This is a genomic window from Clostridium sp. M62/1, assembly GCF_020736365.1.
In the GTDB taxonomy this organism is placed as follows: domain Bacteria; phylum Bacillota; class Clostridia; order Lachnospirales; family Lachnospiraceae; genus Otoolea; species Otoolea saccharolyticum_A.
Map to the genome: position 1 here is coordinate 2,789,184 of NZ_CP085988.1, position 25,850 is coordinate 2,815,033.

29 protein-coding genes are annotated in these 25,850 nt (G+C 47.9%); 4 read left to right on the forward strand and 25 right to left on the reverse strand.

Annotated elements, in window-relative coordinates; translation table 11 throughout:
• Positions 1 to 128: 128 nt before the first annotated feature.
• The 5 genes from LK436_RS13075 to LK436_RS13095 all read right to left on the reverse strand — a co-directional run bounded on the left by LK436_RS13075 (position 129) and on the right by LK436_RS13095 (position 3,548).
• Positions 129 to 836, reverse strand: a complete 708-nt coding sequence (locus LK436_RS13075; protein ID WP_008394183.1) for a DUF6040 family protein — start codon at positions 834 to 836, stop codon at positions 129 to 131.
• A complete protein-coding gene (locus tag LK436_RS13080) occupies positions 814 to 2,535 on the reverse strand; it encodes a MobA/MobL family protein (protein WP_015530716.1) in 1,722 nt (573 codons plus the stop codon). The genes LK436_RS13075 and LK436_RS13080 overlap by 23 nt, the downstream gene beginning before the upstream one ends.
• Positions 2,492 to 2,863 (reverse strand): hypothetical protein, encoded by a 372-nt coding sequence (locus LK436_RS13085; protein ID WP_015561462.1) that lies wholly within the window; start codon positions 2,861 to 2,863, stop codon positions 2,492 to 2,494. The genes LK436_RS13080 and LK436_RS13085 overlap by 44 nt, the downstream gene beginning before the upstream one ends.
• Positions 2,863 to 3,177 carry a hypothetical protein gene (locus LK436_RS13090; protein WP_008394181.1) on the reverse strand — a complete coding sequence of 105 codons (315 nt, stop codon included), beginning with the start codon at positions 3,175 to 3,177 and terminating at the stop codon, positions 2,863 to 2,865. The genes LK436_RS13085 and LK436_RS13090 overlap by 1 nt, the downstream gene beginning before the upstream one ends.
• A 140-nt stretch (positions 3,178 to 3,317) precedes the next feature.
• Positions 3,318 to 3,548 carry a helix-turn-helix domain-containing protein gene (locus LK436_RS13095; protein WP_004843519.1) on the reverse strand — a complete coding sequence of 77 codons (231 nt, stop codon included), beginning with the start codon at positions 3,546 to 3,548 and terminating at the stop codon, positions 3,318 to 3,320.
• Positions 3,549 to 3,719: 171 nt separating this feature from the next.
• Here LK436_RS13095 and LK436_RS13100 point away from each other — a divergent pair, with 171 nt between their 5' ends.
• Complete coding sequence (locus LK436_RS13100) at positions 3,720 to 4,349, forward strand: helix-turn-helix domain-containing protein (RefSeq protein WP_015530715.1); 630 nt, start codon at positions 3,720 to 3,722, stop codon at positions 4,347 to 4,349.
• A gap of 86 nt (positions 4,350 to 4,435) precedes the next feature.
• Complete coding sequence (locus LK436_RS13105; protein ID WP_008394179.1) at positions 4,436 to 5,731, forward strand: tyrosine-type recombinase/integrase; 1,296 nt, start codon at positions 4,436 to 4,438, stop codon at positions 5,729 to 5,731.
• Positions 5,732 to 5,850: 119 nt separating this feature from the next.
• On the opposite strand, the gene LK436_RS13110 is transcribed toward LK436_RS13105, so the two are convergent.
• The 16 genes from LK436_RS13110 to LK436_RS13190 form a co-directional block, all read right to left on the reverse strand.
• Positions 5,851 to 6,234, reverse strand: coding sequence for a PHP domain-containing protein (locus tag LK436_RS13110; protein WP_227910067.1), 384 nt, complete (start codon positions 6,232 to 6,234; stop codon positions 5,851 to 5,853).
• Between the two features lie 292 nt (positions 6,235 to 6,526).
• The gene (purD, locus tag LK436_RS13115) at positions 6,527 to 7,801 is read right to left on the reverse strand and encodes a phosphoribosylamine--glycine ligase (RefSeq protein WP_044930351.1); all 1,275 of its coding nucleotides are present in this window, start codon (positions 7,799 to 7,801) and stop codon (positions 6,527 to 6,529) included.
• Positions 7,802 to 7,991: 190 nt separating this feature from the next.
• Positions 7,992 to 8,588, reverse strand: coding sequence for a phosphoribosylglycinamide formyltransferase (gene purN, locus LK436_RS13120; protein WP_008395144.1), 597 nt, complete (start codon positions 8,586 to 8,588; stop codon positions 7,992 to 7,994).
• Positions 8,582 to 9,613 (reverse strand): phosphoribosylformylglycinamidine cyclo-ligase, encoded by a 1,032-nt coding sequence (gene purM, locus LK436_RS13125; protein WP_008395143.1) that lies wholly within the window; start codon positions 9,611 to 9,613, stop codon positions 8,582 to 8,584. The genes purN and purM overlap by 7 nt, the downstream gene beginning before the upstream one ends.
• Positions 9,614 to 9,713: 100 nt before the next feature.
• Positions 9,714 to 10,229, reverse strand: a complete 516-nt coding sequence (purE, locus tag LK436_RS13130; protein WP_008395142.1) for a 5-(carboxyamino)imidazole ribonucleotide mutase — start codon at positions 10,227 to 10,229, stop codon at positions 9,714 to 9,716.
• Between the two features lie 222 nt (positions 10,230 to 10,451).
• Positions 10,452 to 12,560, reverse strand: coding sequence for an aminopeptidase (locus tag LK436_RS13135; RefSeq protein WP_083794707.1), 2,109 nt, complete (start codon positions 12,558 to 12,560; stop codon positions 10,452 to 10,454).
• A gap of 5 nt (positions 12,561 to 12,565) precedes the next feature.
• Complete coding sequence (locus LK436_RS13140; protein ID WP_008395139.1) at positions 12,566 to 12,889, reverse strand: hypothetical protein; 324 nt, start codon at positions 12,887 to 12,889, stop codon at positions 12,566 to 12,568.
• Positions 12,873 to 13,337: a VanZ family protein gene (locus tag LK436_RS13145; protein ID WP_008395138.1), complete on the reverse strand. Its 465-nt coding sequence runs from the start codon at positions 13,335 to 13,337 to the stop codon at positions 12,873 to 12,875. Before LK436_RS13145 ends, LK436_RS13140 begins: the two co-directional genes overlap by 17 nt.
• Before the next feature lie 193 nt (positions 13,338 to 13,530).
• Positions 13,531 to 13,680: a hypothetical protein gene (locus LK436_RS13150; RefSeq protein ID WP_015545229.1), complete on the reverse strand. Its 150-nt coding sequence runs from the start codon at positions 13,678 to 13,680 to the stop codon at positions 13,531 to 13,533.
• A gap of 37 nt (positions 13,681 to 13,717) precedes the next feature.
• Positions 13,718 to 14,392 carry an orotate phosphoribosyltransferase gene (gene pyrE, locus LK436_RS13155; protein WP_008395135.1) on the reverse strand — a complete coding sequence of 225 codons (675 nt, stop codon included), beginning with the start codon at positions 14,390 to 14,392 and terminating at the stop codon, positions 13,718 to 13,720.
• A gap of 49 nt (positions 14,393 to 14,441) precedes the next feature.
• Complete coding sequence (locus LK436_RS13160; RefSeq protein ID WP_008395134.1) at positions 14,442 to 15,344, reverse strand: dihydroorotate dehydrogenase; 903 nt, start codon at positions 15,342 to 15,344, stop codon at positions 14,442 to 14,444.
• Positions 15,344 to 16,108 carry a dihydroorotate dehydrogenase electron transfer subunit gene (locus LK436_RS13165; protein ID WP_008395132.1) on the reverse strand — a complete coding sequence of 255 codons (765 nt, stop codon included), beginning with the start codon at positions 16,106 to 16,108 and terminating at the stop codon, positions 15,344 to 15,346. The genes LK436_RS13160 and LK436_RS13165 overlap by 1 nt, the downstream gene beginning before the upstream one ends.
• Before the next feature lie 181 nt (positions 16,109 to 16,289).
• On the reverse strand, positions 16,290 to 17,207 hold the full coding sequence (gene pyrF / locus LK436_RS13170) for an orotidine-5'-phosphate decarboxylase (protein WP_008395128.1): 918 nt from the start codon (positions 17,205 to 17,207) through the stop codon (positions 16,290 to 16,292).
• A gap of 286 nt (positions 17,208 to 17,493) precedes the next feature.
• Positions 17,494 to 18,279, reverse strand: a complete 786-nt coding sequence (locus tag LK436_RS13180; protein WP_008395125.1) for a nitroreductase family protein — start codon at positions 18,277 to 18,279, stop codon at positions 17,494 to 17,496.
• A gap of 79 nt (positions 18,280 to 18,358) precedes the next feature.
• Complete coding sequence (locus tag LK436_RS13185) at positions 18,359 to 19,051, reverse strand: LrgB family protein (protein WP_008395123.1); 693 nt, start codon at positions 19,049 to 19,051, stop codon at positions 18,359 to 18,361.
• Positions 19,052 to 19,097: 46 nt separating this feature from the next.
• Positions 19,098 to 19,451, reverse strand: a complete 354-nt coding sequence (locus LK436_RS13190; protein WP_008395122.1) for a CidA/LrgA family protein — start codon at positions 19,449 to 19,451, stop codon at positions 19,098 to 19,100.
• A gap of 167 nt (positions 19,452 to 19,618) precedes the next feature.
• Between LK436_RS13190 and LK436_RS13195 the strand changes: the two genes are divergently transcribed.
• A complete protein-coding gene (locus LK436_RS13195; RefSeq protein WP_147594793.1) occupies positions 19,619 to 20,455 on the forward strand; it encodes a GNAT family N-acetyltransferase in 837 nt (278 codons plus the stop codon).
• A gap of 2 nt (positions 20,456 to 20,457) precedes the next feature.
• On the opposite strand, the gene LK436_RS13200 is transcribed toward LK436_RS13195, so the two are convergent.
• From LK436_RS13200 to LK436_RS13210, 3 genes are all read right to left on the reverse strand, one after another.
• Positions 20,458 to 20,622: a hypothetical protein gene (locus LK436_RS13200; protein WP_021965753.1), complete on the reverse strand. Its 165-nt coding sequence runs from the start codon at positions 20,620 to 20,622 to the stop codon at positions 20,458 to 20,460.
• Between the two features lie 274 nt (positions 20,623 to 20,896).
• Entirely contained in the window at positions 20,897 to 22,282 is a 1,386-nt protein-coding gene (ltrA, locus tag LK436_RS13205; protein WP_008395119.1) for a group II intron reverse transcriptase/maturase, read from the reverse strand.
• 503 nt (positions 22,283 to 22,785) lie between these two features.
• Complete coding sequence (locus LK436_RS13210; RefSeq protein WP_008395116.1) at positions 22,786 to 23,529, reverse strand: GTP pyrophosphokinase; 744 nt, start codon at positions 23,527 to 23,529, stop codon at positions 22,786 to 22,788.
• A gap of 306 nt (positions 23,530 to 23,835) precedes the next feature.
• On the opposite strand from LK436_RS13210, the gene LK436_RS13215 reads away from it, so the two are divergent.
• The gene (locus LK436_RS13215) at positions 23,836 to 24,687 is read left to right on the forward strand and encodes a D-amino acid aminotransferase (protein WP_008395114.1); all 852 of its coding nucleotides are present in this window, start codon (positions 23,836 to 23,838) and stop codon (positions 24,685 to 24,687) included.
• Between the two features lie 182 nt (positions 24,688 to 24,869).
• Here LK436_RS13215 and LK436_RS13220 read toward each other — a convergent pair whose 3' ends face one another.
• Complete coding sequence (locus LK436_RS13220) at positions 24,870 to 25,697, reverse strand: Mrp/NBP35 family ATP-binding protein (protein ID WP_008395113.1); 828 nt, start codon at positions 25,695 to 25,697, stop codon at positions 24,870 to 24,872.
• Between the last annotated feature and the right edge of the window lie 153 nt (positions 25,698 to 25,850).

Consider the following 25,850-nt stretch of genomic DNA (forward strand, 5'->3'; position numbering starts at 1 on the left):
TAAATTCTTTCGGGCTGGCTGTTCCTGTTTTTACAGCCTTTTTTCTCTGTAATACTTCTTTTCATACAGTAAATTTTCACTAGGCTGGTATGGAGTAATTTTACTGTCTATACAGTAAGTTGAAAATACTAATATGGTCTTTTTTCTAACCAAACTTTAAGATAACATCTAATTCCAACATATGCGCCCTGCGAAAGTACGAAAAGCAATAGAAGATTTACTGACAGTACTTTTTTGATTGATTCTCCAAAATAAATGACAATAGCAACACTTGTCAGTATCATTAGTAGAGTAATAACATCCCAACAGTTTTTCTTATATAATTCTATAACCTTTATTTCTATCAGTATCGCCAGCATCCCTGTTCCTGCCATACATATTCCTACAATCAATATTAGCAATAACCAATATACCATTCCGGCTATAAAAGCATTTGGAATTTTTGTACTAATCTGTGCCGCAGAATGCCCGGCATCAATCGTCCATCCGACAAAGGTTTGTATGAATGATGCTAAATCATTGAAGAATGATTTACAATCGACAAGGAACATATCTGACTGTACTGCCTGAAAAAGAGTGGTTGTCAACGAATACCATGCAAGAAGGAACAAGGTTGTTTGGAACATTACCGTTTTTGCTTTATACTGTCCTGCAAGTCGCTCTTTTTGTGTTTCGTATTTTGCTTTTGCATTCTGATAGGCTGTCCGGTTACAGGCTTCACATTTTTCATAGAGTACCGGCTTTTCTACCGGTATTTCTACGATTTTCTGATGTGTCCGGGCATAATCCCGTTCCTGTGTTAAATAGCATATTTTATCTTGACATTCCTCTATCATGACGTTTGCGCTTCGCAACTTCTCTTTCTCGATCCGCAATGCTCTGTCTGCCAGCTTCAAGTCGTTCTTTAATGCTTGAATATTCCCGGCTCTGTTCTCTTTGTTTAATTTCTCGTTCAAGGTCAGAGATTCGCTGAGCTGCGTCTTCAGTTCCACGATAAGCTGTTCTTTCTGTTCTAGTTCTTCTTGTATCTCCTCGGTCAAGAGCAGAAGTTCTTCCAACTGTTCGGCGTTCTTTGATTCTCTGGATTCGTTCATCTATATCACGTCCTTTCTCTATCTGCTGTTCCAGTTCAGCAATTCGGTGTTCTGTTTCAGTAATAAACTGTTTTCGCTGTTCAGCTTCTGTGCCAATTTCTGCCATTGCTGATTTTCGTTTTCCAAAAGCTCTATCTTCGTTTTCTGTTCTTCCATCTTGGAAAGCAGTTCCTCGGTATTTGGCAAAATGTTGAGCAGCTCGGATAACTCGTTGTTTAATTTTTGTAATTTCTGATTCTGTTTTTGCATAAGAGAGAGTTGAGTGTCCCGGTTCTGCATTTCCAGAATCATTTCTGCCATTAGGTTCTGCTGTTCTTCGATTTGACCAATCATGGATTCCATTAAGGGTATAATTTCCCGGCTTTCTTCTAATGTCATTTAATCGCTCCTTCCATAATGATAATGCACCCGATACTTTCCCAAAGGTGTTTAGTATCTTTTGCAATAACGTGTTTTGTTGTTTTATGATTTGATTTTCCGCTACTTTCCACGAGCCTTTTATTTCCTGCCCGGCAAAAAACTTTTGTTCAATCTTTCTTGCGTCAGCTCCTTCATGGATGGTAGGAATCTGGAGTTTTCCCTGCTTTTCATAAGAACGATGATCAACTTGATTATGCAAAGGCAGATGTTCATTACATACCTTTGCCCATTCACTCCGCCACAGTTCACAATTTTTTGGATTGTTCCATCCAGTAGCATCGGTCAGCACCCGTTTCCATTGCAGGCGGTTTCTTGCTCCAATCTTCTGAATTCCGTTTTCGTCTAATACAGGGATACGGATTCCATGACGGTCAGGGTTTTTCTTATCCTGCCACCAGTTCGGATGGGATTCATCAATCACGATATTTCCGTTTTTATCTCTGACAAAATCCCAATCCTTGACTTCTTTCTTTCCCCAAGAATGATCCGGGTTAAAAGGACGCATAGTTAGAAGCAGATGGACATGGGGGTTGCCATCCCCTTTGTCGTGGATACTCCAATCAGCGCACATTCCTCTATCTACAAAAGTTTTTTGGATATAGTCGGTTGTATATTGAATTTGTTCCTGTCTGCTCCATTCTTTGGGGAGGGCAAATTCAAATGACCTGCCAAGTTGGGCATCTGCATTTTTTTCAATCTTCAATACCTCATTCCATAACCTCTGTTTCTGAAATGTGATTTTGAATTTTTCTAAAGCAGCTTCTTTATCTTCTGACCTTTTGTAGCGGACAGATTTTTGAAAGCGTTTTATATTTTCTTCTGGTACTATCTGCCATTCAGGAGGTGCGTTTTCACACATCATCAGACTGGTGTAGACCACTTCTTTTTTAGAAGTGTAATAACTGATTCTCCCGGTTTCCTCGTTTTTCATCACATCCCCATTGAGATATGCGGAAGCGGAGATAACAGATTTCCCTTTACTTCGTCCGACTATTTTGATTGTGTAATGAAAAATCGCCATATCTGGATTCCTCCTTTCTGCACATCCGGTATAGATTTCCGGCAACATTGCTTTCGATTTTAGAAAAAGCAGCATTGCCAGAACGCCCTCTGCGTAAGAGTGCCCTGCGCATAGCAGCCTGCATGGAATGCGCCTCTCTGGCGAAGAGTGCCTCCTGTGGCATGAGCAGGTCTGGCTGAAAGCCCCGCCGACGGAACGAGCCCGGCAAGCGTGAGCGCAGACCGGTTGCCACTTGTGGCAAACTTATTGGGACGACCTCTGGTTGTCCATAAGTGCGCCCTTCATGAAAAAGCAATGAAGGGAATGAAAAACTCATCCCATCCGCCATTACACTTCCTCCATATCGGTATTTGTTTCTTTCTGCATTGCCTTTGAGAAAAATTTCCCATTGGCTTCCTGCTTTTTCAGAAAACCAATCAGCTTTGGGATGTCTTCCTCCTCAATAGTCGCACCAAGAACGGATTCCACCGCACCGCCAACCTGACAGAGCCTATGGGTTCGTTTTTTACTTTCTTCGGCTTTCTTTCGTTTTAGAAGTTCTTTCTTCTGTGCTGCATATCGTTTTGCTTTTTCAAGGCTTTCCTGTTCCTTCTTTTCCATTTCAAGCATTCGTTCTTCATAACTTTTTGTTGATTTTGCCATTCTTACATTCTCCTTTCCTTCACAAACATAAGTTCTCGGTTGCGTATCAGAAGAAGCACATGGTATAATCTTCTTGCGTGTAGGTATATCATGGCTTCGGTCTGATAGAACCTTTGGCGGTTTCTTCGGAAGCCGCCTTTTTAATTTGCCGCAGTTCTTGTTACGGCTTTTACATTTCCTCTATCCCTCAAATCACGACCTTCATTAGCTTCCATAAACATTTCCAGAATATCGGTTTTAATCAGGACTTTGCGACCAACCTTTAATACTGGAAGTTTCTTCCATTCTACAAGCTGTCTTAAGGTATTTCTGCCGATTCCCGTATAGTCAGCAGCTTCTTCGATGGATAATGCAATTTTTCTTTGCGTCATATAATCACCTCCTTATAAATTGCATTATGCAATTCTTGTGATGTAAGTATATCCTTTTCATATCTTTTTGTCAAGCGTTACGAAATATCAAAAACAAACTTTATGTTGCATATTGCAATTTTAGAAAAACAATGCTATAATTCATACATACCGAAAAAGGAGGCAGTCAGCATGAAAGATAAAGAACTACGCAAGCTGATAGGCAGCAGAGTAAAACAGCGCCGTCTGGAATTGAATCTGACACAGCCTTATGTCGCAGAAAAGATGGGGGTTACCGCTTCTACAATCCTGCGTTATGAGAATGGTTCGATTGACAATACGAAAAAAATGGTGCTGGAAGGTCTTTCGGAAGCACTCCATGTATCTGTGGAATGGCTCAAAGGGGAAACAGATGAATATGAAACCGACATTACGGATAAGAGAGAGTTACAGATTCGTGATGCGATGGGAGATATTCTGGAACAGTTACCGCTTGCCCTTACCAAAGAAGAAGATGCTTTTTCAAAAGATTTATTACTGCTGATGTTAAAACAATATGGTCTGTTTTTGGATTCCTTCCAGTTCGCCTGCAAAAATTTCAAGGGGAATGCTGGTCAGACGGATATTGCCAAAACAATAGGGTTTGAATCGAATGAGGAATATAATGAGATTATGTTCTTAAGGGAAATCACTCCTACCATCAATGCTCTTAATGAGATGGCAGACGTTGTAAGGCTCTATTCCAAGAAACCAAAAACAGCAGAACAAAGGCTTGCAAATCTTTTATCAGAAGTCTTATACGAAGATTCCGAATCGGTATAGTAAGACAACCGGAGTTATGATATACTTACACGCACGAAGCATTTCATCAGTTCCGATTGTCTAATATCGAAAGGAGATATACGATTATGGCAAAAGGATCTGTAAGAAAAAAAGGAAAGAAATGGTACTACCGCTTCTATGTAGAGGACGCAAGCGGCAATCTTGTTCAAAAAGAATGCGTTGGAACAGAAAGCAAAAGTGAAACTGAAAAGCTGCTCCGTCAGGCAATGGATGATTATGAAAAAAAGAAATTTGTTGCCAAAGCGGAAAATCTCACAGTCGGACAACTTCTGGATGTGTGGGCAGAGGAGGAATTAAAAACAGGTACGCTCAGCAATGGTACTGTGGAGAATTACCTCGGAACAATCCGAAATATCAAGAAACACCCATTGGCAGAACGGAAATTAAAAAATGTAACCTCTGAGCATTTGCAATCCTTCTTTGATTTGCTTTCCTTTGGGGGAGTTCATCCCGATGGAAAAGAGAAAAAGGGTTACAGCAAAGATTACATCCATTCTTTTTCCGCAGTCATGCAGCAGTCCTTCCGCTTTGCAGTATTTCCAAAACAGTATATTACGTTCAATCCCATGCAGTATATTAAACTGCGGTATCAGACGGACGAAGTTGATTTGTTTTCGGATGAGGACATGGACGGAAATATCCAACCAATTTCACGAGAAGATTATGAAAGACTGCTTACGTATCTTCAAAAAAAGAACCCAGCCGCAATACTTCCAATCCAGATAGCCTATTATGCCGGGCTTCGTATTGGAGAAGCCTGTGGTTTGGCATGGCAGGACGTAAATCTGGAAGAACAATGCCTTACCATAAGACGCAGCATCCGATATGATGGCTCAAAACGCAAATATATCATCGGACCAACCAAGCGGAAAAAAGTGAGGATTGTTGATTTTGGAGATACGCTGGTAGAGATTTTCCGTAATGCCCGGAAAGAGCAGTTAAAAAATCGAATGCAGTATGGAGAACTTTATCACACGAACTACTACAAAGAGGTCAAAGAGAAAAACAGAGTGTACTACGAGTATTATTGCTTAGACAGAACAGAGGAAGTCCCGGCAGATTATAAAGAAATTTCTTTCGTCTGCTTAAGACCTGATGGCTGTCTGGAACTTCCGACTACTTTGGGAACGGTATGCAGAAAGGTAGCAAAAACATTAGAGGGATTTGAAGGCTTTCATTTCCACCAGTTACGTCACACCTATGCAAGCAACCTTTTAGCAAATGGAGCTGCCCCAAAAGATGTGCAGGAATTGTTAGGACACTCAGATGTCAGTACCACAATGAACGTCTATGCTCACTCCACAAGAGATGCGAAACGAAAATCGGTTCGGCTTCTTGATAAAGTGGTAGGCAATGACTAAAAAATTTCCCTTATTTCCCTTGTGATTATCTCATAAGGGCAAAAATAAGGGAAACTACATATCATTTCACTAATGGACAGGCGGGAAAGCCTATAAAATGGGGAAAGTTAGAGAGATAATTATATAAATTCCAGATTGTCAACCTGATGGCAGGACAAAATCACAAAGTCAAAGGACTGCTCCCGGAAATCCCTCTCATATTCTCCGATTGTGTGCGTCTGCACTCCAAATTCAATTCCATATTTCAGCCGGATCTGATTTCCGTAAATCGCCCGGCAGCGCTCCAGCTCCCTCTTATATGCGCTGTAATCGCAGTTGTCCTCCCCGCATCTCGCCCCGTAGTCCACATGCTCCGTGAAGCAAAGCTCCTCCACTCCCGCCCGGACTGCCGCCTGAATCTGGGCCTCCATGGGCGTCCTGGAATCCCAGCTGAATTCAGAATGGACATGGTAGTCTGCAAACATTTCGTTTCCTCCCAGTGTATGTTCCGTATCTGTTGTCAACTCTCATCTGCTTATGCATCGCAGGGTCTGCTCTCAGACCACTCCTATCCTACCACCAATTACCGCGTCCTGCAAGCTTCCCTCTTTTCTTTTACTTTTTTTACAAATTTTATATACAAGTCTCCTAACGGCTCTGCCTTGCCGGAAGCTTTCCCACCCTCCCGCAGGAATCCTGTTATCCCATAAATGCCGCAGACAATCAGCATTTCACTGACAGCCCGCGGCATTTTCATTTCAGAATAGGCTTCCTGCAGATTAGTCAGGGTTCCGTTATCGCTCCCTGCCGCCTGTTCTAAGCCTCGTCAATAGCCTTTCCAATATCATGGCGCATATATTTATTGTCAAAATCCACCCACTCTGCAGCCCTGTAGGCGTTTGCCCTGGCGGCCTTCAGGTTTTCTCCGGTGGCTGTCACGCCCAGAACGCGTCCTCCGTTTGTGACAATCCTTCCTTCCCTGTCGAAGGCTGTTCCGGCATGGAATACATAGTATCCATCCTTCTGCCGGAAATTCTCAAGGCCCCGGATGGGGAGCCCTTTCTCATACTTCACCGGGTAGCCGTCAGAGGCCAGAACGACGCAGACCGCTGCATTGTCCTCAAATTCCAGATCGATCTGATCCAGGGTGCCGTCGATGCACGCCTCAAATACCTCCACAATATCATTCTTCATGCGTGGAAGCACCACCTGGGTCTCCGGATCTCCGAACCTGGCGTTGTACTCAAGGACTCTCGGCCCCTTGTCTGTCAGCATCAGTCCAAAGAAAATAATTCCCTTGAACTCCCTGCCCTCCTTCTTCATGGCATCCACTGTGGCCTGGTAAATGTGCTCTCTGCAGAACTGATCCACCTCTTCTGTATAGAAGGGACTGGGGGAAAAGGTTCCCATTCCGCCTGTGTTGAGTCCCTCGTCGCCGTCCTTGGCCCGCTTGTGATCCTGCGCGGAGGTCATGATTTTGATGGTATTGCCGTCTACAAAAGAGAGCACAGACACCTCCCGCCCTGTCATAAACTCCTCAACCACCATCTGATTTCCGGCAGAGCCGAATTTCTTGTCCAGCATAATGCTCTTTACACCCTCTTTTGCCTCCTCCAGCGTATTGCAGATGAGCACGCCCTTTCCCAGGGCCAGGCCGTCCGCCTTCAGGACGATAGGCATGGAAGCCGTTTCCAGATATGCGAGGGCCTCGTCCGCATTGTCAAAATTTTCATAGGCTGCAGTGGGAATCCCGTATTTCTTCATCAGATCCTTGGAGAAGGCCTTGGATCCCTCGAGAATGGCTGCATTCTTTCTCGGCCCGAATACCCTCAGCCCCTCTTTCTCAAATACGTCCACAATCCCCCCTACCAGCGGATCGTCCATGCCGATGACCGTCAGGTCAATCTGTCTGTCTTTTGCAAAGGCTGCCAGCTTCTCAAACTCCATGGCTCCGATGGGAACGCACTCTGCCACCTCTGCAATCCCCGCATTTCCCGGCGCACAGTAAATTTTCTCTACCTTAGGGCTCTGAGCCACCTTCCAGGCAATCGCATGCTCTCTTCCGCCGCTTCCCACAATTAAAACCTTCATCTCGTTGTCCTCCATTTATCTCTGAGTTATCTGAGCGGAATCCGTCCCTACCCGGGCGTTGGCCCCTCTCTCAGAATTTCTCCCAAACTCTCAGTTCTGTCAAAATTCATCCTCTGCCAAAACGGCCTAAGGCCGGCCTCCCGGACGGAAGCCAGCCTCAAACCAGCCGGGCCGTTTCCGGCCCTTCTATTTATGAGATCTCCCCATTTGCAATCATGTCGATGGCTTTCGGAAGAAGAATCCACTCGGCCTCCTCCATCACCCGGCGCTGGAGGATTTCCGGCGTATCGCCCGGCTTTACCTCCACAGCTTTCTGCAGAAGGATGGGTCCCGTGTCAGTCCCCTCGTCCACAAAGTGAACGGTAGCCCCGGTAATTTTTACGCCTCTTTTAAGAGCTGCCTCATGCACCTTAAGTCCGTAATAGCCCACTCCGCAGAAGGATGGGATCAGGGACGGATGGATGTTGATAATACGGTTTGGGTATTTCTGAATCATGGCTGCCGGGATAGCCACCAGAAATCCGGCCAGCACAATCAGATCCAGCCTGTATTCATCCACCCTGGCCAAGAGAGCCTCATTGAACTGAGCTCTGGTTTCATAGTCCTTCGGTGAAACGCAGACAGCCTCAATCCCATGGTTCCTCGCCCGCTCCAGGGCATAGGCATTCCGGTTGTTGCTGATCACCGCCACCACAGCGGCGTTTCTGATCTTCTTGCTGTCAATGGCATCCAGGATAGCCTGAAGATTCGTGCCTCCTCCCGACACCATGACTCCGACTCTTAACATAAGTCTACTCCCTTTTCTCCTGCCTCCACAGAGCCGATGACATAAGGAGTCTCACCTGCTGCCCTCATGGCCTCCATGGTCTTCTCTGCATCTGCCGGATCCACAGCCACGATCATGCCGATTCCCATATTAAAGGTATTGTACATGATGTGCTCCTCTACCTGTCCTTTCTTCGCCATCAGACCAAAGATCGGCGGAACCTCATAGCTGTCCTTCTTAATCACAGCCCTGGTTCCCTCTTTTAACATTCTAGGCACGTTCTCGTAGAAGCCGCCTCCGGTAATGTGGCTGCAGGCCTTAACGGCAACTCCTGCCTCCTTCACTGCCCGCAGAGCCTTCACATAGATCTTGGTAGGGGCAATCAGCGCCTCTCCCAGGGTCTTTCCAAGCTCATCATAATATGTATTTAAGCCCTCTTTTGTGAGCTCATTCTCGAAAATTTTTCTCACCAGGGAAAATCCGTTGCTGTGAACGCCGGAGGATGCCATACCGATCAGCACATCCCCTGCCTTTAAATGCTCTCCGGTGATCATATCCTTTCTGTCAGCCACGCCCACGGCAAAGCCTGCCAGATCATACTCGTCCTCCGGATAGAAGCCCGGCATTTCCGCTGTCTCTCCGCCGATGAGGGCAGCGCCTGACTGGATGCAGCCCTCTGCCACGCCGCTCACGATTGTGGCAATTCTCTCGGGAATGTTTTTCCCGCAGGCAACATAGTCCAGGAAAAACAGAGGCTCTCCGCCTGCGCAGGCCACATCGTTCACGCACATGGCCACACAGTCAATGCCCACGGTGTCATGCTTATCCAGAAGGAAAGCCAGCTTGAGCTTCGTTCCCACTCCGTCTGTACCGGATAAGAGAACCGGATCCTCCATACCCTTAAAAGCCGCTGCGCTGAAGGCCCCGGAAAATCCTCCGATTCCTCCCATAACCTCAGGTCTCATTGTCCCCTGAACAAATTTTTTCATAAGCTCTACAGACTTATATCCAGCTTCAATATCCACTCCGGCGTTCTTGTAATCCATGATTTATCTCCTATCTGTGCCCTGTGCGCACGTCCTATTGTATTCACATCTGCCGCTCTTTCGTATCATAACAGGCTTTAAACTGCAAAGCCCCGCGGGACTATTTCATCTGAGCCACGTACTCCCTGTAGCCGATTTTGTCTAACTTTTCTGCCTTGGAAACGACCTCGTTCTTCATTTCCTCAGAGTATTTTTTTAATTTTTCGAGAAGCTCCGGATCAGAAGCTGCCAGGATCTTCGCTGCCAGAATACCGGCATTCTTTCCGCCGTTGATGGCAACCGTCGCCACCGGGATTCCGGACGGCATCTGAACGATGGAGTACAGAGAATCCACACCGCCTAAATCGGAGGTCTTCATCGGAACTCCGATCACCGGGAGGGGGAACAGGGCGGCACACATACCCGGCAGATGAGCTGCCTTTCCGGCCCCTGCAATGATCACCTTGAATCCTCTGGACTCTGCTGATTTGGCATACTCAAAGAATACGTCCGGTTCCCTGTGGGCAGAAATAACGGTCATCTCAAAGTCAATTCCCATTTTCTCCAGGAAATCAGCTGCCTGTGCCATAATCGGCATATCTGAGTCGCTTCCCATTACAATTCCTACTTTTGCCATAGTGAATTCTCCTTTGTCTTTTATATTTTTACATTAGTTTTGCTAATAATTATCATTCTTTATCTTAGCTTTGCTAATTAATAATACCTGTTTTATCTTCTGCCGTCAAGATCAGCGCTTATGAATTATACTTATAAGCAGATATGATCCCTGCTGTTTAACCAGAAGCCTGTCCCCTGCCGGCAGGTTCGTCATTCCGGCAGGCTCGAAGGCTCCATGCTCCTAGAATTCCTGCTCCTCCAGCTCCCGAAGCGCCAGGTTCAGCTCTTCTGTCCCCGGAAGCACAAACCGCCCTTCCTTAATAATATAGACGCTGCTTCCGTCCTTCTGCACAGCCTCCACCGTGTCAAGCTCTGAGTAGGGAATCGTAATATCCGTGTGGCACCCGAAATAGGCCCTGGACGGATCCTCCCTTCTCAGGATGGAAATCTCGTTATCCCGGGCCACAACCTCTTTCCCATCCGGGTTGTAGACCGGGCTGTCCTCTGACCAGCTGTAGCAGGTATCTCCCACTGCAAAGTGGGGGCCTGTTTTTTCCGCAATCAGAATGGGAAACTTATCGAGAATCCCGTATTTGATTCCCACCGCATAGGCAGTTGTATTCGTTCCCACTGCAAACTCTCCCATAGGCAGGCTGCCGTGATTCTTTAAGATGACCTGCTTAACCAGCTTTCTGCACTCCTCCTCGTCGGCAAAGTTTTCACAGGTGTAGTCCGTTGTCCTGCCGTTCTCAAAATGAATGCAGAGGTTTCTGAACTGAAAATCTCCGATATAGACATTTCCCACAAACAGCGTTCCCTCCGTGCCCTGAAGCACCGGTGAGGTAAACACCTCTCCAACCGGGATATTCACATCTGCCACGCAGTTCTCAAACCTTGTCTCCCGCTCCGGATGCCCGAGGGGCCTGAGGCTGATTCTGAGATCCGTCCGGTTCTCTCCCCTGCCCGTTACCTTCACATATTCCGCTGTATCGAAAGCATCGATGATCGCCTGCTGGACTCTCTTATAGAGCTCGTAATCCAGCGTATTGATGCGGATGGTTTCCTCAAAAATTTCCGGGAATTTCGCCCCGATTTCCGGGACAGGAAAGGCGATGATCGTAAAGCTGGTTTCATCTCCCGGAATATATCCGTCCACGATCTGCATGGACTCGTTGACATAGGCGTGTGTCAGCTTCTCCTGCTTTTCAGTCAGGGAAAATGCCTCCCTCTTGTTTTCCGGCAGGAAGGCCTCCTCTCCGAAGGTCTCCAGAACGGCAGGGCCTCCATAGACAGCTGCCAGAGCCTTGTACTCCTCATAGGCTACCCTGAGCACAGAGAGTTTTCTCTCCTTAAAGGCCTTGTCCATATAGAGGGCATTGTCATAGCGGTGATCATACTCATACTGGCGGTTCGGAGAAAATCCATAGTACCCATTGGTTCTGGAGGGAGTCCTGTTCATGGTTCCCACTGCTGCCCTGCAGAAAATCGGCGAAAGCCCCATCTTTTCAAAATTTTCCACTGCGTACCGCATCATCCGCTCATATCCCAGAGGGCAGCGGATCTGGACAGTCTCCTTCTTTGCAAGATCGCGCCCCATCACCTCGAAGCCTTTCCTGTAGCCCTCTGTGAAGGTATCTGCCATCTTTTTTACAGTTTCCTCCGGCAGGCTGTTTAAGAAGGCAGAAAGAGAGCGCTCCGTATCAGAAATGTACTCTCCGAACTGGTAGAGATACCTTTCATCCGACAGATCCGCATTTCGGATAATGTCTGCCGCAAAGTCCAGGGACGGATCTAAAGACTCCCGAATCCGGTAAGTCAGAGTGACGTCGCAGTAGTCGCTGACAAACCAGTAGAGCACAGACTTTAACTCCTTTTCCTCCGGTTTTTCCCCCTCGAACAGATTGTAGACTTCAATGAACACCTCTTCCAGAATCGTCATATCGGAGAGCCGGCTCTCATAGGCATAGACAATCATTCCCCTGATTTCTGTATAGAGGAAGGAGAGGTATCTCCCGTAGCTTTCCGTCAGCTCCCTGCAGGCGAAAGCCGGGTTGGCAAAGCTCTCCCCATAATTGGCGGGCAAAATATCCTCATAGAGCTTCCCATTCAGATCTTTCAGCTCAGACAGGGACTTTTCTGCCAGCTCCCCGCGGACCTGCATCCGAAAAACCTCCTCGCACAGCAGGATAAACTCCGCCGTTTTCCTGAAATACGGCAGAAAGCGCTCCCCCACGGTTGTCTCGGAGAGTATGGCGCGGATTCGCCCGAGAGCCAGCTCATGCCGTTCCCCTACAGCCTCGTTTTCCTCTTTCCATTTATCTGCATAACGGATCCCCATTTCGTATTTCATCCCCATCATCCTTTCAATCCAATTAATATAAGTACTATCCATAAAATAACGAGAAGCCCGCTTACAGGCGCCCCGATTTTAGCCAGAATATAATTTTTTTCATCCTCCTGAAAAGAGGCTGCGCCGTATATGATTCCAAACACGGCAAACAGAAAGCTGGAAAAGCACACCGCCGCCCCTCCTACGGGAAGATTTCCCTGGCTTTTCACTCCCAGGCCGATGCCTGCGCCTCCAAGAAACAGGGCCACAGCGGCAAGTCCCAGGCAGATGAAGCTGTTTTTTGCAAGCGGCTTCCTGATATATGAAATTTTTTTAGGTTTCTGAGTCATAGAAAACCCTCCTCATCGCTTTGCAGATTATCACCAGTATGTATCCGGCAATTCCTCCCACAGTATTTAAAAACATGTCGTCCACATCGAAGCTCCCCACCTTGAATACAAGCTGAATAGTTTCTATGGTAAACGTCATCAGAAAGCTCAGAAGAAAAGTATTGTACCAGCGCTTTCCAAGCTCTGTGATAATCGGGAGAATAAAGCCAAAGGGCATGAAGCACACCACATTTCCCACCGTGTTGATGAGAAAGGCTTTCATTCCCAGCAGCTCCCGGTAGGTGTAAAACCGCTTAATCTCCTTGAACAGAGTGATATTGTAATGGTATTCCGTATATTCCGACCGGCTGAATCCGTCGGAAAAAAACATAAAATAAGTGAGCATAAGCAGGTAACCGATAAACAGCACCCAGCACACCTTCTGATGCGTCTTCGTTCTTTTCCACATAAATATTTTAACAGTTCCCCTCTATCTGAAACGCGGCTTCCCGTGAATGCCGCGAATATTTTCTTCTTTCACTCTTTGCCTCCATCCCAAAAAGAGTGTTGCAACTGAAATCACGTAAAAATGCAACACTCTTTCCTCTGCTTTTCCCGGCTGCAGCTTATTTTGCTGCAGCCGTTTCTGTCAAAGCCCTTTATCAAAATGTAATTTCTGATTTACGTCTCAAAAGAGCCGCCCCGCTTACAATAGCCATAATCCCGGCTGCAAGCCCCGTAACAATCATAACGCTTCCGATCACGATACTGCATGCGCCTGCATTGCGCATTGTCCTGTAAACCTTCTCCATCGGACTCATCTCCTTAGCTTTTCTGTTGTTTCTCAGATTACCTTGCCCCATACTGCTCATAGTATGCATCAATGGCAGCCTTGATCTGATCGTCGATCACAATTTTTCCCTGGCACTCTCTGTTGTATAAGTGCTCAACCACATCCTTCATGGAAACGATGGCCGCTGTCGGGAAGCCATAGAGATCCTTTACCTCCTCGAGGGCGCTCTTCTCTCCCTTTCCTCTCTCCATACGGTTCAGGGAAACGATCAGACCTTTCACCTCCACATCGGCCTGAGCCTTGATAATCGGGAAGGTTTCCTCAATGGACTTTCCGGAGGTTGTCACATCCTCGATAATCACTACCCTGTCTTTGTCCTTTAACTTGCTTCCCAGAAGGATTCCCGTATCGCCGTGATCCTTCACCTCTTTTCGGTTGGAACAGTAGCGGATCTCCTTTCCGTAAAGCTCGCTGATCGCCATAGTTGTAGCCACAGACAGGGGGATTCCCTTGTAGGCCGGCCCGAACAGCACATCGAAATCAAGGCCGTAGTTGTCATGGATGGCTCTCGCATAATACTCGCCCAGCTTGCGAAGCTGCGCTCCCGTCACATATGCGCCTGCGTTCATGAAAAACGGAGATTTTCTTCCGCTCTTTAATGTAAACTCTCCAAACTTGAGTACCTGGCTCTCCACCATAAATTCAATAAATTCCTGCTTATACTGTTCCATTTTCTGCTCCTTTTATGCCTGATTTTTCCAGCACGACCTGCGCTGGGTTCTATTTTACAATTCCGATCAGGCTGTTAATATCCTCCACCTGATACTGTCTCATATACGCTTCTATTCCTTTTACAATCTCCTCTGTCACATAGGGGTTGTGGAAGTTTGCAGTTCCCACTGCAACGGCTGTAGCTCCGGCCATCATAAATTCAATGGCGTCATCCGCACACATAATTCCTCCCATTCCGATAACCGGAAGGCTGACTGCGTTGGCTACCTGGTACACCATGCGGACAGCCACAGGCTTGATGGCAGGACCGGAGAGTCCTCCTGTCTTGTTGGCCACGGCGAAGGTTCTCCGGTGGATGTCAATTTTCATTCCGGTGATAGTGTTGATCAGAGAGAGCACATCTGCTCCTCCTGCCTCGGCAGCCTTTGCCATAACTGTGATATCCGTCACATTGGGGCTTAATTTCATAATCACCGGCTGCTTGGCATGCCTCTTCACCTCTCTGGTAATGGCTTCCACGGCCTTCGGATCCTGACCGAAGGCGATTCCTCCCTCCTTAACATTGGGGCAGGAAATATTGATTTCCAGCATGTCTACCGGCTGGTCGGAGAGCTTCTCCACCACGTCGATATAGTCCTCCGTGGTCTTGCCGCAGACATTGACGATGATCTTCGTGTCAAACTGCTTCAGGTAGGGAATATCCCTCTCCGCAAATACCTGAAAGCCCGGATTCTGCAGGCCCACTGCATTGATCATGCCGCCGTAGGTTTCCGCAATTCTGGGAGTAGGGTTTCCCGGCCACGGAATGCTGGCAACTCCCTTGGTCACTACAGCTCCCAGTCTGTTTAAGTCTACCATTTCGCCGTACTCAGCTCCGGAGCCGAAGGTTCCGGAGGCTGTCATAACCGGATTTTTGAGCTCCACTCCGGCCAGATTCACCTTCATGTTCATTACAGCTCCACCTCCTCGGCTAAGAATACAGGCCCGTCCTTGCAGATCCGCTTGTTGTTTACATTGGTGTGGTGATCCACATCCTTTGACTTGCAGACGCAGGCCAGGCAGGCTCCGATTCCGCAGGCCATCTTTTCCTCTAATGAGATGTAGCAGCGGATCTGATGTTCTCTGGCGTACTCCTTCAGTGCGCGGAGCATGGGAGTCGGGCCGCAGGCGTACATCACGTCGGCAGTCAGCCCATGTTCACGGATGGCGTCAAGAACATTTCCCTTCGTCCCTGCACTTCCGTCCTCTGTGGCCACATACACCTGGCCCCAGGCCTCGAACTCTTCCTTTAAAAACAGATTTTCATCACGATAGCCCAGAATCATCTGCTTTTCGCAGTCAAGCGTTTTGGCAAGCTCCAGCATGGGAGGGATTCCGATTCCTCCTCCGATCAGGAATACCTTCTTCCCCTCTGTGGGGAATCCGTTTCCCAGCGGTCCCATGATTTCAATAGAATCTCCCGGCTCATAGTGGGAAAACTCCTCGGTTCCCGCTCCTGCAATCCTGTACACGATGCGCAGGCGCCCCTCTTCCCTATCAATCTCGCAGATGCTGATTGGCCGCGGAAGAAGCCTGGATCCATCCTTTGTATAGACAGAAATAAACTGTCCCGGCTTTGCCTGTTCTGACGCCTTCGTGGAAATCCACATGCTGTAGATCCCAGGGGCCAGCATTTCCTGGCTGTACACAACAGCCGTTTCCTTTATCTGTGCCATTTTTCTCTCCCTGTTGTACTCCGCGTGCTTTTTTCTTTTTATCTCTTTGATTCACGCGGTATTTTATTTCCATTTCTGAAAATCTTTCCTGTATTCCCTGCCCCGATTCTTTCCGGCTGCAGCGCAGGCCTGCAGGCCTGACCGCCGGGAACCTGCACACAGTTCATACAGTTTTTCCGTTTTACAGTACGCGGCCAATATCGGCAATCATATCGATAACTGCCTGCCTGGAAGCCTCGCCGAAATGCTCCGGACCGAACTTTGCGTAGGTATCCTTCTTATAGGCAGCAATAATTCCTCTGGAAGAGTTTACGATTGCTCCGAGTCCGTCCTGGTTAAAGCAGTATTTCAGATCCTCGGCAGTTCCGCCCTGGGCTCCATAGCCAGGTACCAGGAAGTATGTCTTCGGCATGAGCTTTCTCAAAATTTTGCTCATCTCCGGATACGTAGCGCCCACTACAGCGCCCACATTGCTGTACTCTCCGTCCATGGAGGCGCTGCCCCACTCTACAACCTTTTCAGCTACCAGCTCGTACAGAGGACGGCCGTCAATCAGCCTGTCCTGGAACTCGCCGCTGGACGGGTTGGATGTTTTCACCAGCACGAAAATTCCCCTGTCACACTCATTGCACACATCCACAAAGGGTTTCACGCCGTCTGTTCCCAGGTACGGGTTTACTGTGATGTACTCTGTGTCAAAGCCGCTGTAAGTTTTGCTTCCCACCTGGACTTTTCCGATATGGCCCGCTGCATAGGCTGCAGAGGTAGAACCAATATCTCCTCTCTTCACATCTCCAATGACAATCAGTCCCTTTTCCTGGCAGTACTTTACGGTCTTGTCGTACGCTGCAAGCCCTGGAAGGCCGAACTGCTCATACATGGCAATCTGCGGCTTTACGGATGGAATCAGATCGCAAGTCGCGTCCACAATCTCCTTGTTGAACTGCCAGATTGCCTCTGCTGCTCCTTCAAGCGTTTCACCGAACTCCTCATATGCCTTTTTTGTCACATGCTCCGGGATATAGCTTAACATCGGATCCAGGCCAACACAGATCGGAGCCTTTGTTTTCTGAATTTTTTCAATTAATTTACTTACCATCTTATCCTCCTGTTTTCCAGACTTTACCTAGTTTAATTCTAGCTTAATTCTAACTCATTTTATCATAAGAGAGAGGGGGGATCAATAGCGTTATACAGGAAGTTCCATCTCATGTTCCATGGGCACAAACCCGAAGGCCTCATACAGCGGTCTGCCGGCCTCAGTGGCTTCCAGGGAGATGGAGGAAACCCCTTTTTTCCTGTATGCGCAGGAAAACCACAGAAAATTTGTATCTGCATGGCACAAATGTTTCTGTGGTTTTCTGCTCTTCTCTCTGTGTCTTTCTCTAGGGCCGGATCGTCAGTGTGGCGACGTAGGTCCCGTTTTTATACACCTTTGAGGCAAACTGCTCCTCGGTGGCTGTCTCAAGCTCCAGCCAGAGCTCCTCTGCGGCGAGCATGATGTGGGAGAGCATGACGCCTATGGAGAAATCTCTGCCTGTGCCGGCCTGGGGGGCCAGTCCCTTCAGGCCTCTGAAAAGCCCGGGCTCTTTCTTTGAGAATACGTAAATCCTGTCGGAATATACGATGAAACGCCAGGGCTGGGAATTAAATGCGGAAGGCGCCAGTCTCGCCGCTTTCAGGACAGTTTTCATGGTTTCTCCCACGTCTTCCTTAAAGACACACAGCTCGCTCAGAGGAAGCCTCTTTGCCAGGGAGCTTTCCCTGCACAGCTTTCCCTCCGGATAGCCAAAGGCTATAATCATAACCAGACGCTTTCCGTCCATTCTCTTTTTTTTGACAGTACTGCCGCCGAGGTAGCAGGTTCCAAGCCCCTTTGTGGTCATATAGAGAACTATCTGCTCCATCAGGTAGCCTCCGTTCCGCTCAAATCCTTCTGCCGGTTCTGAGTAGAGGGCCAGATACCAGGGCGCGTCCACCTTCCAAAGCCCCTTTACATCTGCCTTTTTTCCTCTGTTGTCAATCATCTCAAAGGCAACGGCAATCCTGTCATTGAGCGGCGAGGCCTTTCCGGCAAATACCAGAAGCTGTTCTCTCAGCTTTTCTGAAACTTCTTTATTAGAATACTTCCGCACTGAGTGGCGGACGCCTATTGCTTCATACAGATTCATTCTCCCACTTCCTTTTTATGTCCCCGGCCTTAGGTGCCTGTCTATTTGCCTCTGCCTGGCGTATCCAGACGTGTCTGCTCTAAAGCATGTCTGAAATCAGAGGAACCACAACCACGGTTAAAATACCCGCTACCGCTATGGAAAGGCTCGACATGGCGCCCTCCACCTCACCCAGCTCCAGGGCCTTGGCTGTCCCGATAGCATGGGCTGATGTTCCGAGAGCCAGTCCTCTCGCCATAGGCTCCTCAATCTTTAAGATCTTAAATATCACATCAGCTATAATGTTTCCAAGAATTCCTGTAATTATAATGCTTACCACTGTCAGGGTTACGATTCCTCCCATCTCCTCGCTGACTCCCATTCCGATAGCCGTAGTAATCGATTTCGGAAGGAGGCTCACATAAATCTCATGGTTCAGGCCAAAGCCCTTCGCCATGACATAAATGCTTCCTGCGCTGCCGGCTACCCCTGTCAGAATCGAAGCGCCCACTGCCAGCTTGTTGTTCAGGAGCATTTCCAGCTGCTTATAGAGCGGAATGGCCAGACAGACCGTCGCCGGAGTCAGAAAATAACTCAGGTATTCTCCTCCTCTGTTATAAGTTTCATAGCTGATCCCGCAGGCCTTTAAAACCACAATCACCGCCAGTATAGCCACCAAAAGCGGATTTAAAATCAAAAGCCCTGTCTTATTTTTCAGCCACACTCCTAAAAGGTATGCTCCCACGCTTAAAAGCATCCCAAAATAAAGGGATGTTCCCGCTAATTCTTCCATCTCTCGTTTTCCTTTCCTGCCACATCTTCTGCCTTTGCCGTACAGGTCACTTCTGCTGCCTCTTTCTGATCAGATACTGAGCCGTTTTTCCAGTCACAGCCATGACAAAAACTGTTGATACCGCTGTAATCACCGTGAGGGGAATCAAAATACTTTTCATCAAATCCCAGCTGTTTATAAGGCCCACGCCTGCCGGAATAAACATCAGAGGCATGGTATCCAGAAAAAAGTTTCCAGGCCCCTCCACAGCTTCCAGCTTCACAGCCTTAAGGCACAGCAAAGCTAAAAGCAGAAAAAGCCCGTATACCCCTGAGGGTATAGGAAACGGAAGCAGGACATTGAGAAATTCCCCTATTACGGTGATGCCGAAAATGATAGTGATGCCCTTCATGAATTTCATCTTCAGTCCCTCCTCATTTTTATAAACGCTTATATTTTATCACTGAGATTTTCATCGCACAATAGAAAAAGTTCTCATTTTTCTGTTGAAATTAAAACGATATATGGACTATACTTATAATGAACGCACATGAAGCATGCGTTTTTTATTTTTCAGGAGATATTGCGATGAATATAATAAGAACAGACCGGCTTTCTCTCATTCAGAGAGAAAAAGTCTGCAGACTTTTAGAAGAGTGCAGAAACGGGGAGAATGCCGCGCCGTTTTTTCCCCTTGAGGACGGAGATCTTTTCTATCTTCTTTTTATGGACACAAAAGAGCTGGCCTGCGCAGCAGCCTTAAGCTTTTTCGCCGATCCAGCCGTCTCCTACGCAGAGTGTACTGCCTTTACCCGCCCCGACCTTCGAAGAAACGGGTATTTCTCTGCTCTCTTTGAGCGGCTGTCCCAGGATATTGAGGATATGGATCTCTACTTTCCTGTAAGCGCGCCTTGCGAGGGGACTCTGGCTGCCCTGGCCTCTCTGGAGGCGGTTCACGACAGGGATGAGTATAAGATGGAGCTTGAGCTGGATAAAACGGATAAAAAAGAAGGCGCGAAAGCGGGAGCCGAGGAAACAGGAGACAGAACAGCCAAACCGGCAGCATCCGGCCGTCTCGGCGTCCGGTGGGAGGATATGGGAGACGGCTCTTTTCTTCTCTCTTTTTATCTGAAAAAGGGAAAAGAACGCCCCTGCCCGTCCTCCCTCCGTGCGGGGAGCTGCTGCCTGTTCTTTTCTTCAGACAGCGCCTGCTTCTATGGCTTTGAAATCAAAGAATCCCTGCGGGGCCAGGGTCTTGGAAAAGAGGCCCTTCTTCTCACCCTCTCCCTCCTTGAAGGCGGTCTGCCTGTACCGGGCTGTAAGCGGATCTCTCTCCATGTATCAGGGCTCAACACAGCCGCCGTCTCCCTGTACCGGAAAGCAGGCTTTCAAATCAGTGAAATTCTGTCCTATTATCTCTATTAAAATTAGACAGAAAAAAACAGGGGGAGACGTCTGTCTTCCCCGCATACCAGATCCTGATGAATTTCATCCAAAATTTCATCCAAAATTACTCTCACATAGCCGGACACGCCCGGATCCACATATTCGTGAAGAGCCTTTCTGACACACTCCGAAACCTCCATGTCCATATCAGCCGCCCACATGGCGTAAAGTTTTTTGAAATTTTTCTGCAAACCGCTGCGGAAACTGAAAATCCCAGGAGGACTTCATTACAGGAACAGGAGTTCTGTCCCGCAGGTTCCTCCTTCTGCAGCGCTTCTGTCAAAAGCTTAAATATTCTGGGAGAGAATCGGATAGGGGAGATTTGACCCTCCCCTTCCAGTCGAGTAAGTAAGAGGACTTTCACCTCAAACTTCTCACGGAACCGTACGTGAAGGTCTCCCTTCATACGGCTCTTATCATTTAACAATACGAGTACATCCTGCTCCAATGAGCAAACAGCTTCGGCTCTCGTTTCCTGATAGACGAGAGCCATTTCTCAGCCCTCTGCCTGCGTCCACGAAAACTTTTATACTTGCACATTGCCCATTTTATCAGCCTGCATTCAATACACTGTAACGTGTTTTTCATTGCTGACGGATTAAATTTCCCAAAGTAATTCATCCACCCTCTAATCATCGGATTCAGCAGTTCTGCAATCATGTCTATCTTGCACCCGGTTCTCTTGTGTATCTCCAGTGCTTTGATCTTATCCCTGAAACCTTTCGCTGCTGTTTTACTGACCGATGCGATAAAGTTATTTCGCATCACACCATCCTTACATTTAATGTAGACTGCCTTAAAAGTGTACCCAAGAAAGTCAAACTCCGCCAGTTCTTCCTCCTTAGTCCTGTCCTTATCTTTACAGTATACAATTCTTGTTTTAACAGGATGCAGCTCCAGTTTACACTCTTCAAACCTTTTAACAAGCTTCTTCTTTATGTAGAGTGCTTCTTCTTTGGTTCTACAATGCACAACTCCATCATCTGCATATCTTTCAAACGGCGCCTGTGGGAAATTTCTTTTCATCCACATATCAAAGACATAGTGCAGAAACATATTTGCCAGTACTGGACTAATTACACCACCTTGTGGTGTTCCAGATTCTCTTTCAATCCTGCTTCCATCCGGCAGAACGAAAGGACTTTTGAGCCATCTTTCAATATACAAACATATCCAAGGCTCCTTTACGTGTCTGCGTACCACTCTCATTAACAATTCATGGTCGATATTGTCAAACAATCCTTTTACATCTAATTCTATAACATAGTCATATTTCCAACATCTTTTCCTTGTCTTCTCAACCGCATCTAATGCTGATTTGTGTGGTCTGTATCCATATGAATCTTCGCAAAACATAGGCTCCACTGCCCGTTCTACATATGCTCTTGCGACCATCTGTGCAATCCGGTCTGCTATAGTCGGTATTCCGAGTCGTCTGGTTCCTCCTGATTTCTTTGGTATTTCTACCGCCATCACTGGAGATGGAAAATAACTTCCCGAACTCATCCGGTTCCAGATTTTATAAAGATTATTATTTAGTCTTTTTTCAAATTTCTCAAAATCCATACCATCTATACCAGCACTGCCTTTGTTTGCTTTCACTCTTTTGTATGCGGCGTTGAGGTTGTCGCTCCTGAGTATCGTATCAAGCAGGTTGTCCGTCCAAAAGTCCGTGTTGGTGTCAGGGTTCCCGGTAATCCATTCATGGGCGTACACTCCTGTTACCTTTCCCTGTTCCGCAGGTATCTCTCTCAGGTAGTCTTCTATATGAAGTTGTCTGTACTTCGTTCCATGTCTGGTTTCCATTTGGAAATGGCACCTCCTACTGTTCCGTCCTTCCCGGTACATCTATAGCTGTTCCGGTACTATGACATCTGCTGACTTCTCATGGCAAGCTTTACTCCATGGCTACGAATATTTTATCGCCTTTGCCATGTCCATGAGACCTCCCCGGGTACTCACACGCTCTTTCCCACTTATACCTGCCCCGTCTACTGCTGGCGTTCCGTGCAGTTATTGGACTTTAGTTTGTTTGGTAACCTCATCCACGCTTCACAGCCTATCCGGGTATCATGCCCTGTGGGTACAACTTTTACAGGCCAGTGTTTTGCCTCCGGCTTCCTTCAGACCCCACCTCGCGATGACGCCTTTGCCATTGGCTGCACCCTTCCCACTGCTGGGCGGGTCGGGGACTTTCACCCGTTAGAACGTGTGCCCGCCGGGCACACCAAAAATGGGACAGAGCCATCTCTGGCATCTGTCCCGAAAACAGTTCTTTCTTATTTGTGAAATATTCAAACGGGCCGGCTCTACACCGCCTTTTCCCTGCCTTTGTTGATATCGAACTCCTTCATCTGCTCCCGGTCCTCAATTTTTCTCCGGATCTCCAGCATCTTCCAGTCTGTCCCGGCAATGACTTCCGCACACTTTCTCAGATCCTCCCCGATCTCTGCCGCCTCCTCCTCGGTCATCTCTTTTTTATACTTGAGCTGGTGGTCAAGGCTGGCCCAGAAATCCATGGCTATCGTGCGAATCTGAACCTCTGCCCTGATATACTGCTTACAGTTTGAAAAGAACACCGGAACCTCCACAATCATGTGATAGCTCCTGTATCCGTTTACCTTGGGGCTTCTGATGTAATCCTTAATGGCAACCACTCTCACATCATCCTGTCTCGCCAGCATACGGCTCACATCGTAAATATCGTCAATAAAAGAACAGATCACGCGGACTCCTGCAATGTCATCAAGATTTTGCGTCATGGACTCCACAGTCAGAGGCAGTCCTCTGCGTCTGAGCTTCCCGAAAATGCTCTCCGGCCTTTTGACTCTGGACTTAATCATCTCTATGGGGTTTCTCTGGTTCCTGACTGACAGCTCGTCGTTGAGTACCTCCAGCTTTGTCTTCAGTTCACGGATTGCACAGGAGTATTTCATCATTTCATTTCGAAATTCAATGGCCTCGCCGATCAGGCTTTCCGGAACCTCCACCTCACTTGGCCCAATCACAACTGACTGGCTCAGCTCACTGTTCGGATTCTGGTTAAAACTCATATCACACACCTCTGGTTTGTCATTCTGTCTGCTGCGGCACAGCCGGATTGCCGGTGTTTTCCGCATTATCTCTGTCTATTATAGCCGAAAAACCGTTCGGAGACAATGAAACTTTCATTAATTTTCCCTGAAGTTCGTTTCTTTCCTATCCGGCGGGCACCGTCTGCCGCAGTTCCCATATGCTCTCCGGCACAGGTTCTGTATTTTTTCATTTTACCCGGGTTCCCTCGCGCTGAGCGGTTTACAAACTATCCCTTTAATGGTATGCTTAGCAGTAGATATTTTACATCGGATTGGAGGTTTATTATGAAAAACTTAGGTTACTACAACGGTGCCTTCGGCCCTCTGGAAGAGATGACCGTACCTATGAACGACCGCGCCGGATACTTCGGCGACGGCGTCTATGAAGCGACCCTGGCCAGAAATGGGAAAATCTTTGCCCTTGAGGATCACTTAAACCGATTCTACAACAGCGCCGCACTGATCAGGATGACAGTTCCCTACACGAGAGAGGAGCTGACCGACATTCTCTATTCCATGCTCGGCAAGATGGATGATTCTGAGATTCTGGTCTACTGGCAGCTCACCAGAGGCACTGCCATCAGAAATCATGTATTCCCCGACGCCTCCGTAAAACCAAATCTCTGGATTACCATGAAGCCCGGAAAGAAGGCGGATCCGGATCATGTTCTGAAGCTGGTGTCTACAGAGGATACACGTTTCCTCCACTGCAATATCAAGACACTCAACCTGCTTCCCAATGTTATGGCCGCCGAGAAGGCCCACGAGGCAGGCTGCGATGAATGTGTGTTCCACCGCGGCGACATTGTAACCGAGTGCGCCCACAGCAATGTCTCCATTTTAAAGGACGGCGTTTTCATCACCCATCCTACCGACCACTACATCCTTCCCGGCATTTCCAGAATGCATCTGATTCAGGAGTGCAGGCGCCTGGGCATTCCGGTGGACGAGACTCCATTCACCATGAAGGAGCTTCTGGAGGCTGACGAGATCATCGTTTCCAGCTCCACCAAGCTGGTGCTGCGCGCATGCGAGCTGGAGGGACAGCCGGTGGGCGGAAAGGCCTCTGACCTTTTCAAAAAGCTTCAGAATGCTTATGTGGAGCGCTTCCTGCGCGAAACTGAAAACGGCAGATAGCACTGCATCGACCGGGAGAGCCTTTGCTCTATTGATATTCTGCCAGATGTTCAATGCAGTACGGAAAAGAAAAAATGCGGACTCCCTGCACAGACATGGAACCTTCCCGTTCCGTCCGGCCGGAAGCCGCATTTTTCTTTATTCTTTCACGCAGAATTTACGGCTGCCAAACCATTTGCAGCTTACAGCTTCTCAATCACATCTGCTGCATGATCGAGCCATGGAGATTCCACATACTCTACCACACCCTGATCCACACTGTCTGCGATCTTCGGATCGATCGGCAGCTGGGCGAGCACCGGGATCTGATACTCTCTGGCTACCTCCTCGATTCTGCTCTCTCCAAACACGGAAATCTTCTTTCCGCAGTCAGGACAGACAAGATAGCTCATATTTTCCACCAGACCGATAATCGGCACGTTCATCTTCTTCGCCATGTTGACGGCCTTTGCCACAATCATGGAAACCAGATCCTGAGGAGAGGTTACAATGATGATTCCGTCAAGGGGAATTGACTGAAAGACGGTCAGCGGCACATCCCCTGTTCCCGGAGGCATATCCACAAACATATAGTCGATATCCTTCCACAGTGCCTCCTTCCAGAACTGTTTGATCACGCCTGCCACAATGGGGCCTCTCCAAATCACAGGATCCGTCTCATTCTCCAGGATCAGGTTGGCGGACAGCATCTGGATGCCCGTCTGGCTCTCGCAGGGAACCATCAGCTCGTCAGCGGTCACCCTCACCATCTCATGAACACCGAAGGCCTTCGGGATGGACGGTCCGGTAATGTCCGCATCCAGAATCCCGACTCTGTTGTTTCTTGCCCGCATCTTGCAGGCCATCAGTGAGGTCACAAGGGACTTTCCCACGCCTCCCTTTCCGCTCACTACGCCGATTACCTTCTTTACTGTACTCTGTGGGTTTAACGGCTCTAAAAAGCTGGATGGCTGGCGGCTCTGGCAGTCAGCACTGCAGCTTTTGCAGTCATGATTGCACCCTTCACTCATAATAATTTCTCCTTTCCGTCCCCGGCGTCTTTAAAAGCCGGCACGTTCTTTTTTATGGTCAGAAGGGTTCTCCCTTCCCAATCGTTTTTTCTGCCCTTTTGGGCTTTTTGACAGCTTCTATCGTATCACATTCCCACCGGTTTGTCCCGTTCT

Bases quoted from the DNA above. Each gene is read 5' to 3' on its own strand.
- LK436_RS13140 (WP_008395139.1), bottom strand. From the start codon at position 12,889: ATGACTCAGAAACCTAAAAAAATTTCATATATCAGGAAGCCGCTTGCA.
- LK436_RS13195 (WP_147594793.1), top strand. From the start codon at position 19,619: ATGAATATAATAAGAACAGACCGGCTTTCTCTCATTCAGAGAGAAAAA.
- LK436_RS13210 (WP_008395116.1), bottom strand. From the start codon at position 23,529: ATGAGTTTTAACCAGAATCCGAACAGTGAGCTGAGCCAGTCAGTTGTG.
- pyrF (WP_008395128.1), bottom strand. From the start codon at position 17,207: ATGGTAAGTAAATTAATTGAAAAAATTCAGAAAACAAAGGCTCCGATC.
- LK436_RS13150 (WP_015545229.1), bottom strand. From the start codon at position 13,680: ATGGAGAAGGTTTACAGGACAATGCGCAATGCAGGCGCATGCAGTATC.
- ltrA (WP_008395119.1), bottom strand. From the start codon at position 22,282: ATGGAAACCAGACATGGAACGAAGTACAGACAACTTCATATAGAAGAC.
- LK436_RS13165 (WP_008395132.1), bottom strand. From the start codon at position 16,108: ATGGCACAGATAAAGGAAACGGCTGTTGTGTACAGCCAGGAAATGCTG.
- purN (WP_008395144.1), bottom strand. From the start codon at position 8,588: ATGTTAAGAGTCGGAGTCATGGTGTCGGGAGGAGGCACGAATCTTCAG.
- LK436_RS13095 (WP_004843519.1), bottom strand. From the start codon at position 3,548: ATGACGCAAAGAAAAATTGCATTATCCATCGAAGAAGCTGCTGACTAT.
- LK436_RS13105 (WP_008394179.1), top strand. From the start codon at position 4,436: ATGGCAAAAGGATCTGTAAGAAAAAAAGGAAAGAAATGGTACTACCGC.
- LK436_RS13200 (WP_021965753.1), bottom strand. From the start codon at position 20,622: ATGGACATGGAGGTTTCGGAGTGTGTCAGAAAGGCTCTTCACGAATAT.
- LK436_RS13100 (WP_015530715.1), top strand. From the start codon at position 3,720: ATGAAAGATAAAGAACTACGCAAGCTGATAGGCAGCAGAGTAAAACAG.
- LK436_RS13180 (WP_008395125.1), bottom strand. From the start codon at position 18,279: ATGAATCTGTATGAAGCAATAGGCGTCCGCCACTCAGTGCGGAAGTAT.
- LK436_RS13135 (WP_083794707.1), bottom strand. From the start codon at position 12,560: ATGAAATACGAAATGGGGATCCGTTATGCAGATAAATGGAAAGAGGAA.
- LK436_RS13145 (WP_008395138.1), bottom strand. From the start codon at position 13,337: ATGTGGAAAAGAACGAAGACGCATCAGAAGGTGTGCTGGGTGCTGTTT.
- LK436_RS13185 (WP_008395123.1), bottom strand. From the start codon at position 19,051: ATGGAAGAATTAGCGGGAACATCCCTTTATTTTGGGATGCTTTTAAGC.
- LK436_RS13075 (WP_008394183.1), bottom strand. From the start codon at position 836: ATGATAGAGGAATGTCAAGATAAAATATGCTATTTAACACAGGAACGG.
- purE (WP_008395142.1), bottom strand. From the start codon at position 10,229: ATGGCAAAAGTAGGAATTGTAATGGGAAGCGACTCAGATATGCCGATT.
- LK436_RS13190 (WP_008395122.1), bottom strand. From the start codon at position 19,451: ATGAAATTCATGAAGGGCATCACTATCATTTTCGGCATCACCGTAATA.
- LK436_RS13085 (WP_015561462.1), bottom strand. From the start codon at position 2,863: ATGGCGGATGGGATGAGTTTTTCATTCCCTTCATTGCTTTTTCATGAA.
- LK436_RS13090 (WP_008394181.1), bottom strand. From the start codon at position 3,177: ATGGCAAAATCAACAAAAAGTTATGAAGAACGAATGCTTGAAATGGAA.
- LK436_RS13220 (WP_008395113.1), bottom strand. From the start codon at position 25,697: ATGAGTGAAGGGTGCAATCATGACTGCAAAAGCTGCAGTGCTGACTGC.
- pyrE (WP_008395135.1), bottom strand. From the start codon at position 14,392: ATGGAACAGTATAAGCAGGAATTTATTGAATTTATGGTGGAGAGCCAG.
- LK436_RS13080 (WP_015530716.1), bottom strand. From the start codon at position 2,535: ATGGCGATTTTTCATTACACAATCAAAATAGTCGGACGAAGTAAAGGG.
- LK436_RS13160 (WP_008395134.1), bottom strand. From the start codon at position 15,344: ATGAACATGAAGGTGAATCTGGCCGGAGTGGAGCTCAAAAATCCGGTT.
- purM (WP_008395143.1), bottom strand. From the start codon at position 9,613: ATGGATTACAAGAACGCCGGAGTGGATATTGAAGCTGGATATAAGTCT.
- LK436_RS13215 (WP_008395114.1), top strand. From the start codon at position 23,836: ATGAAAAACTTAGGTTACTACAACGGTGCCTTCGGCCCTCTGGAAGAG.
- purD (WP_044930351.1), bottom strand. From the start codon at position 7,801: ATGAAGGTTTTAATTGTGGGAAGCGGCGGAAGAGAGCATGCGATTGCC.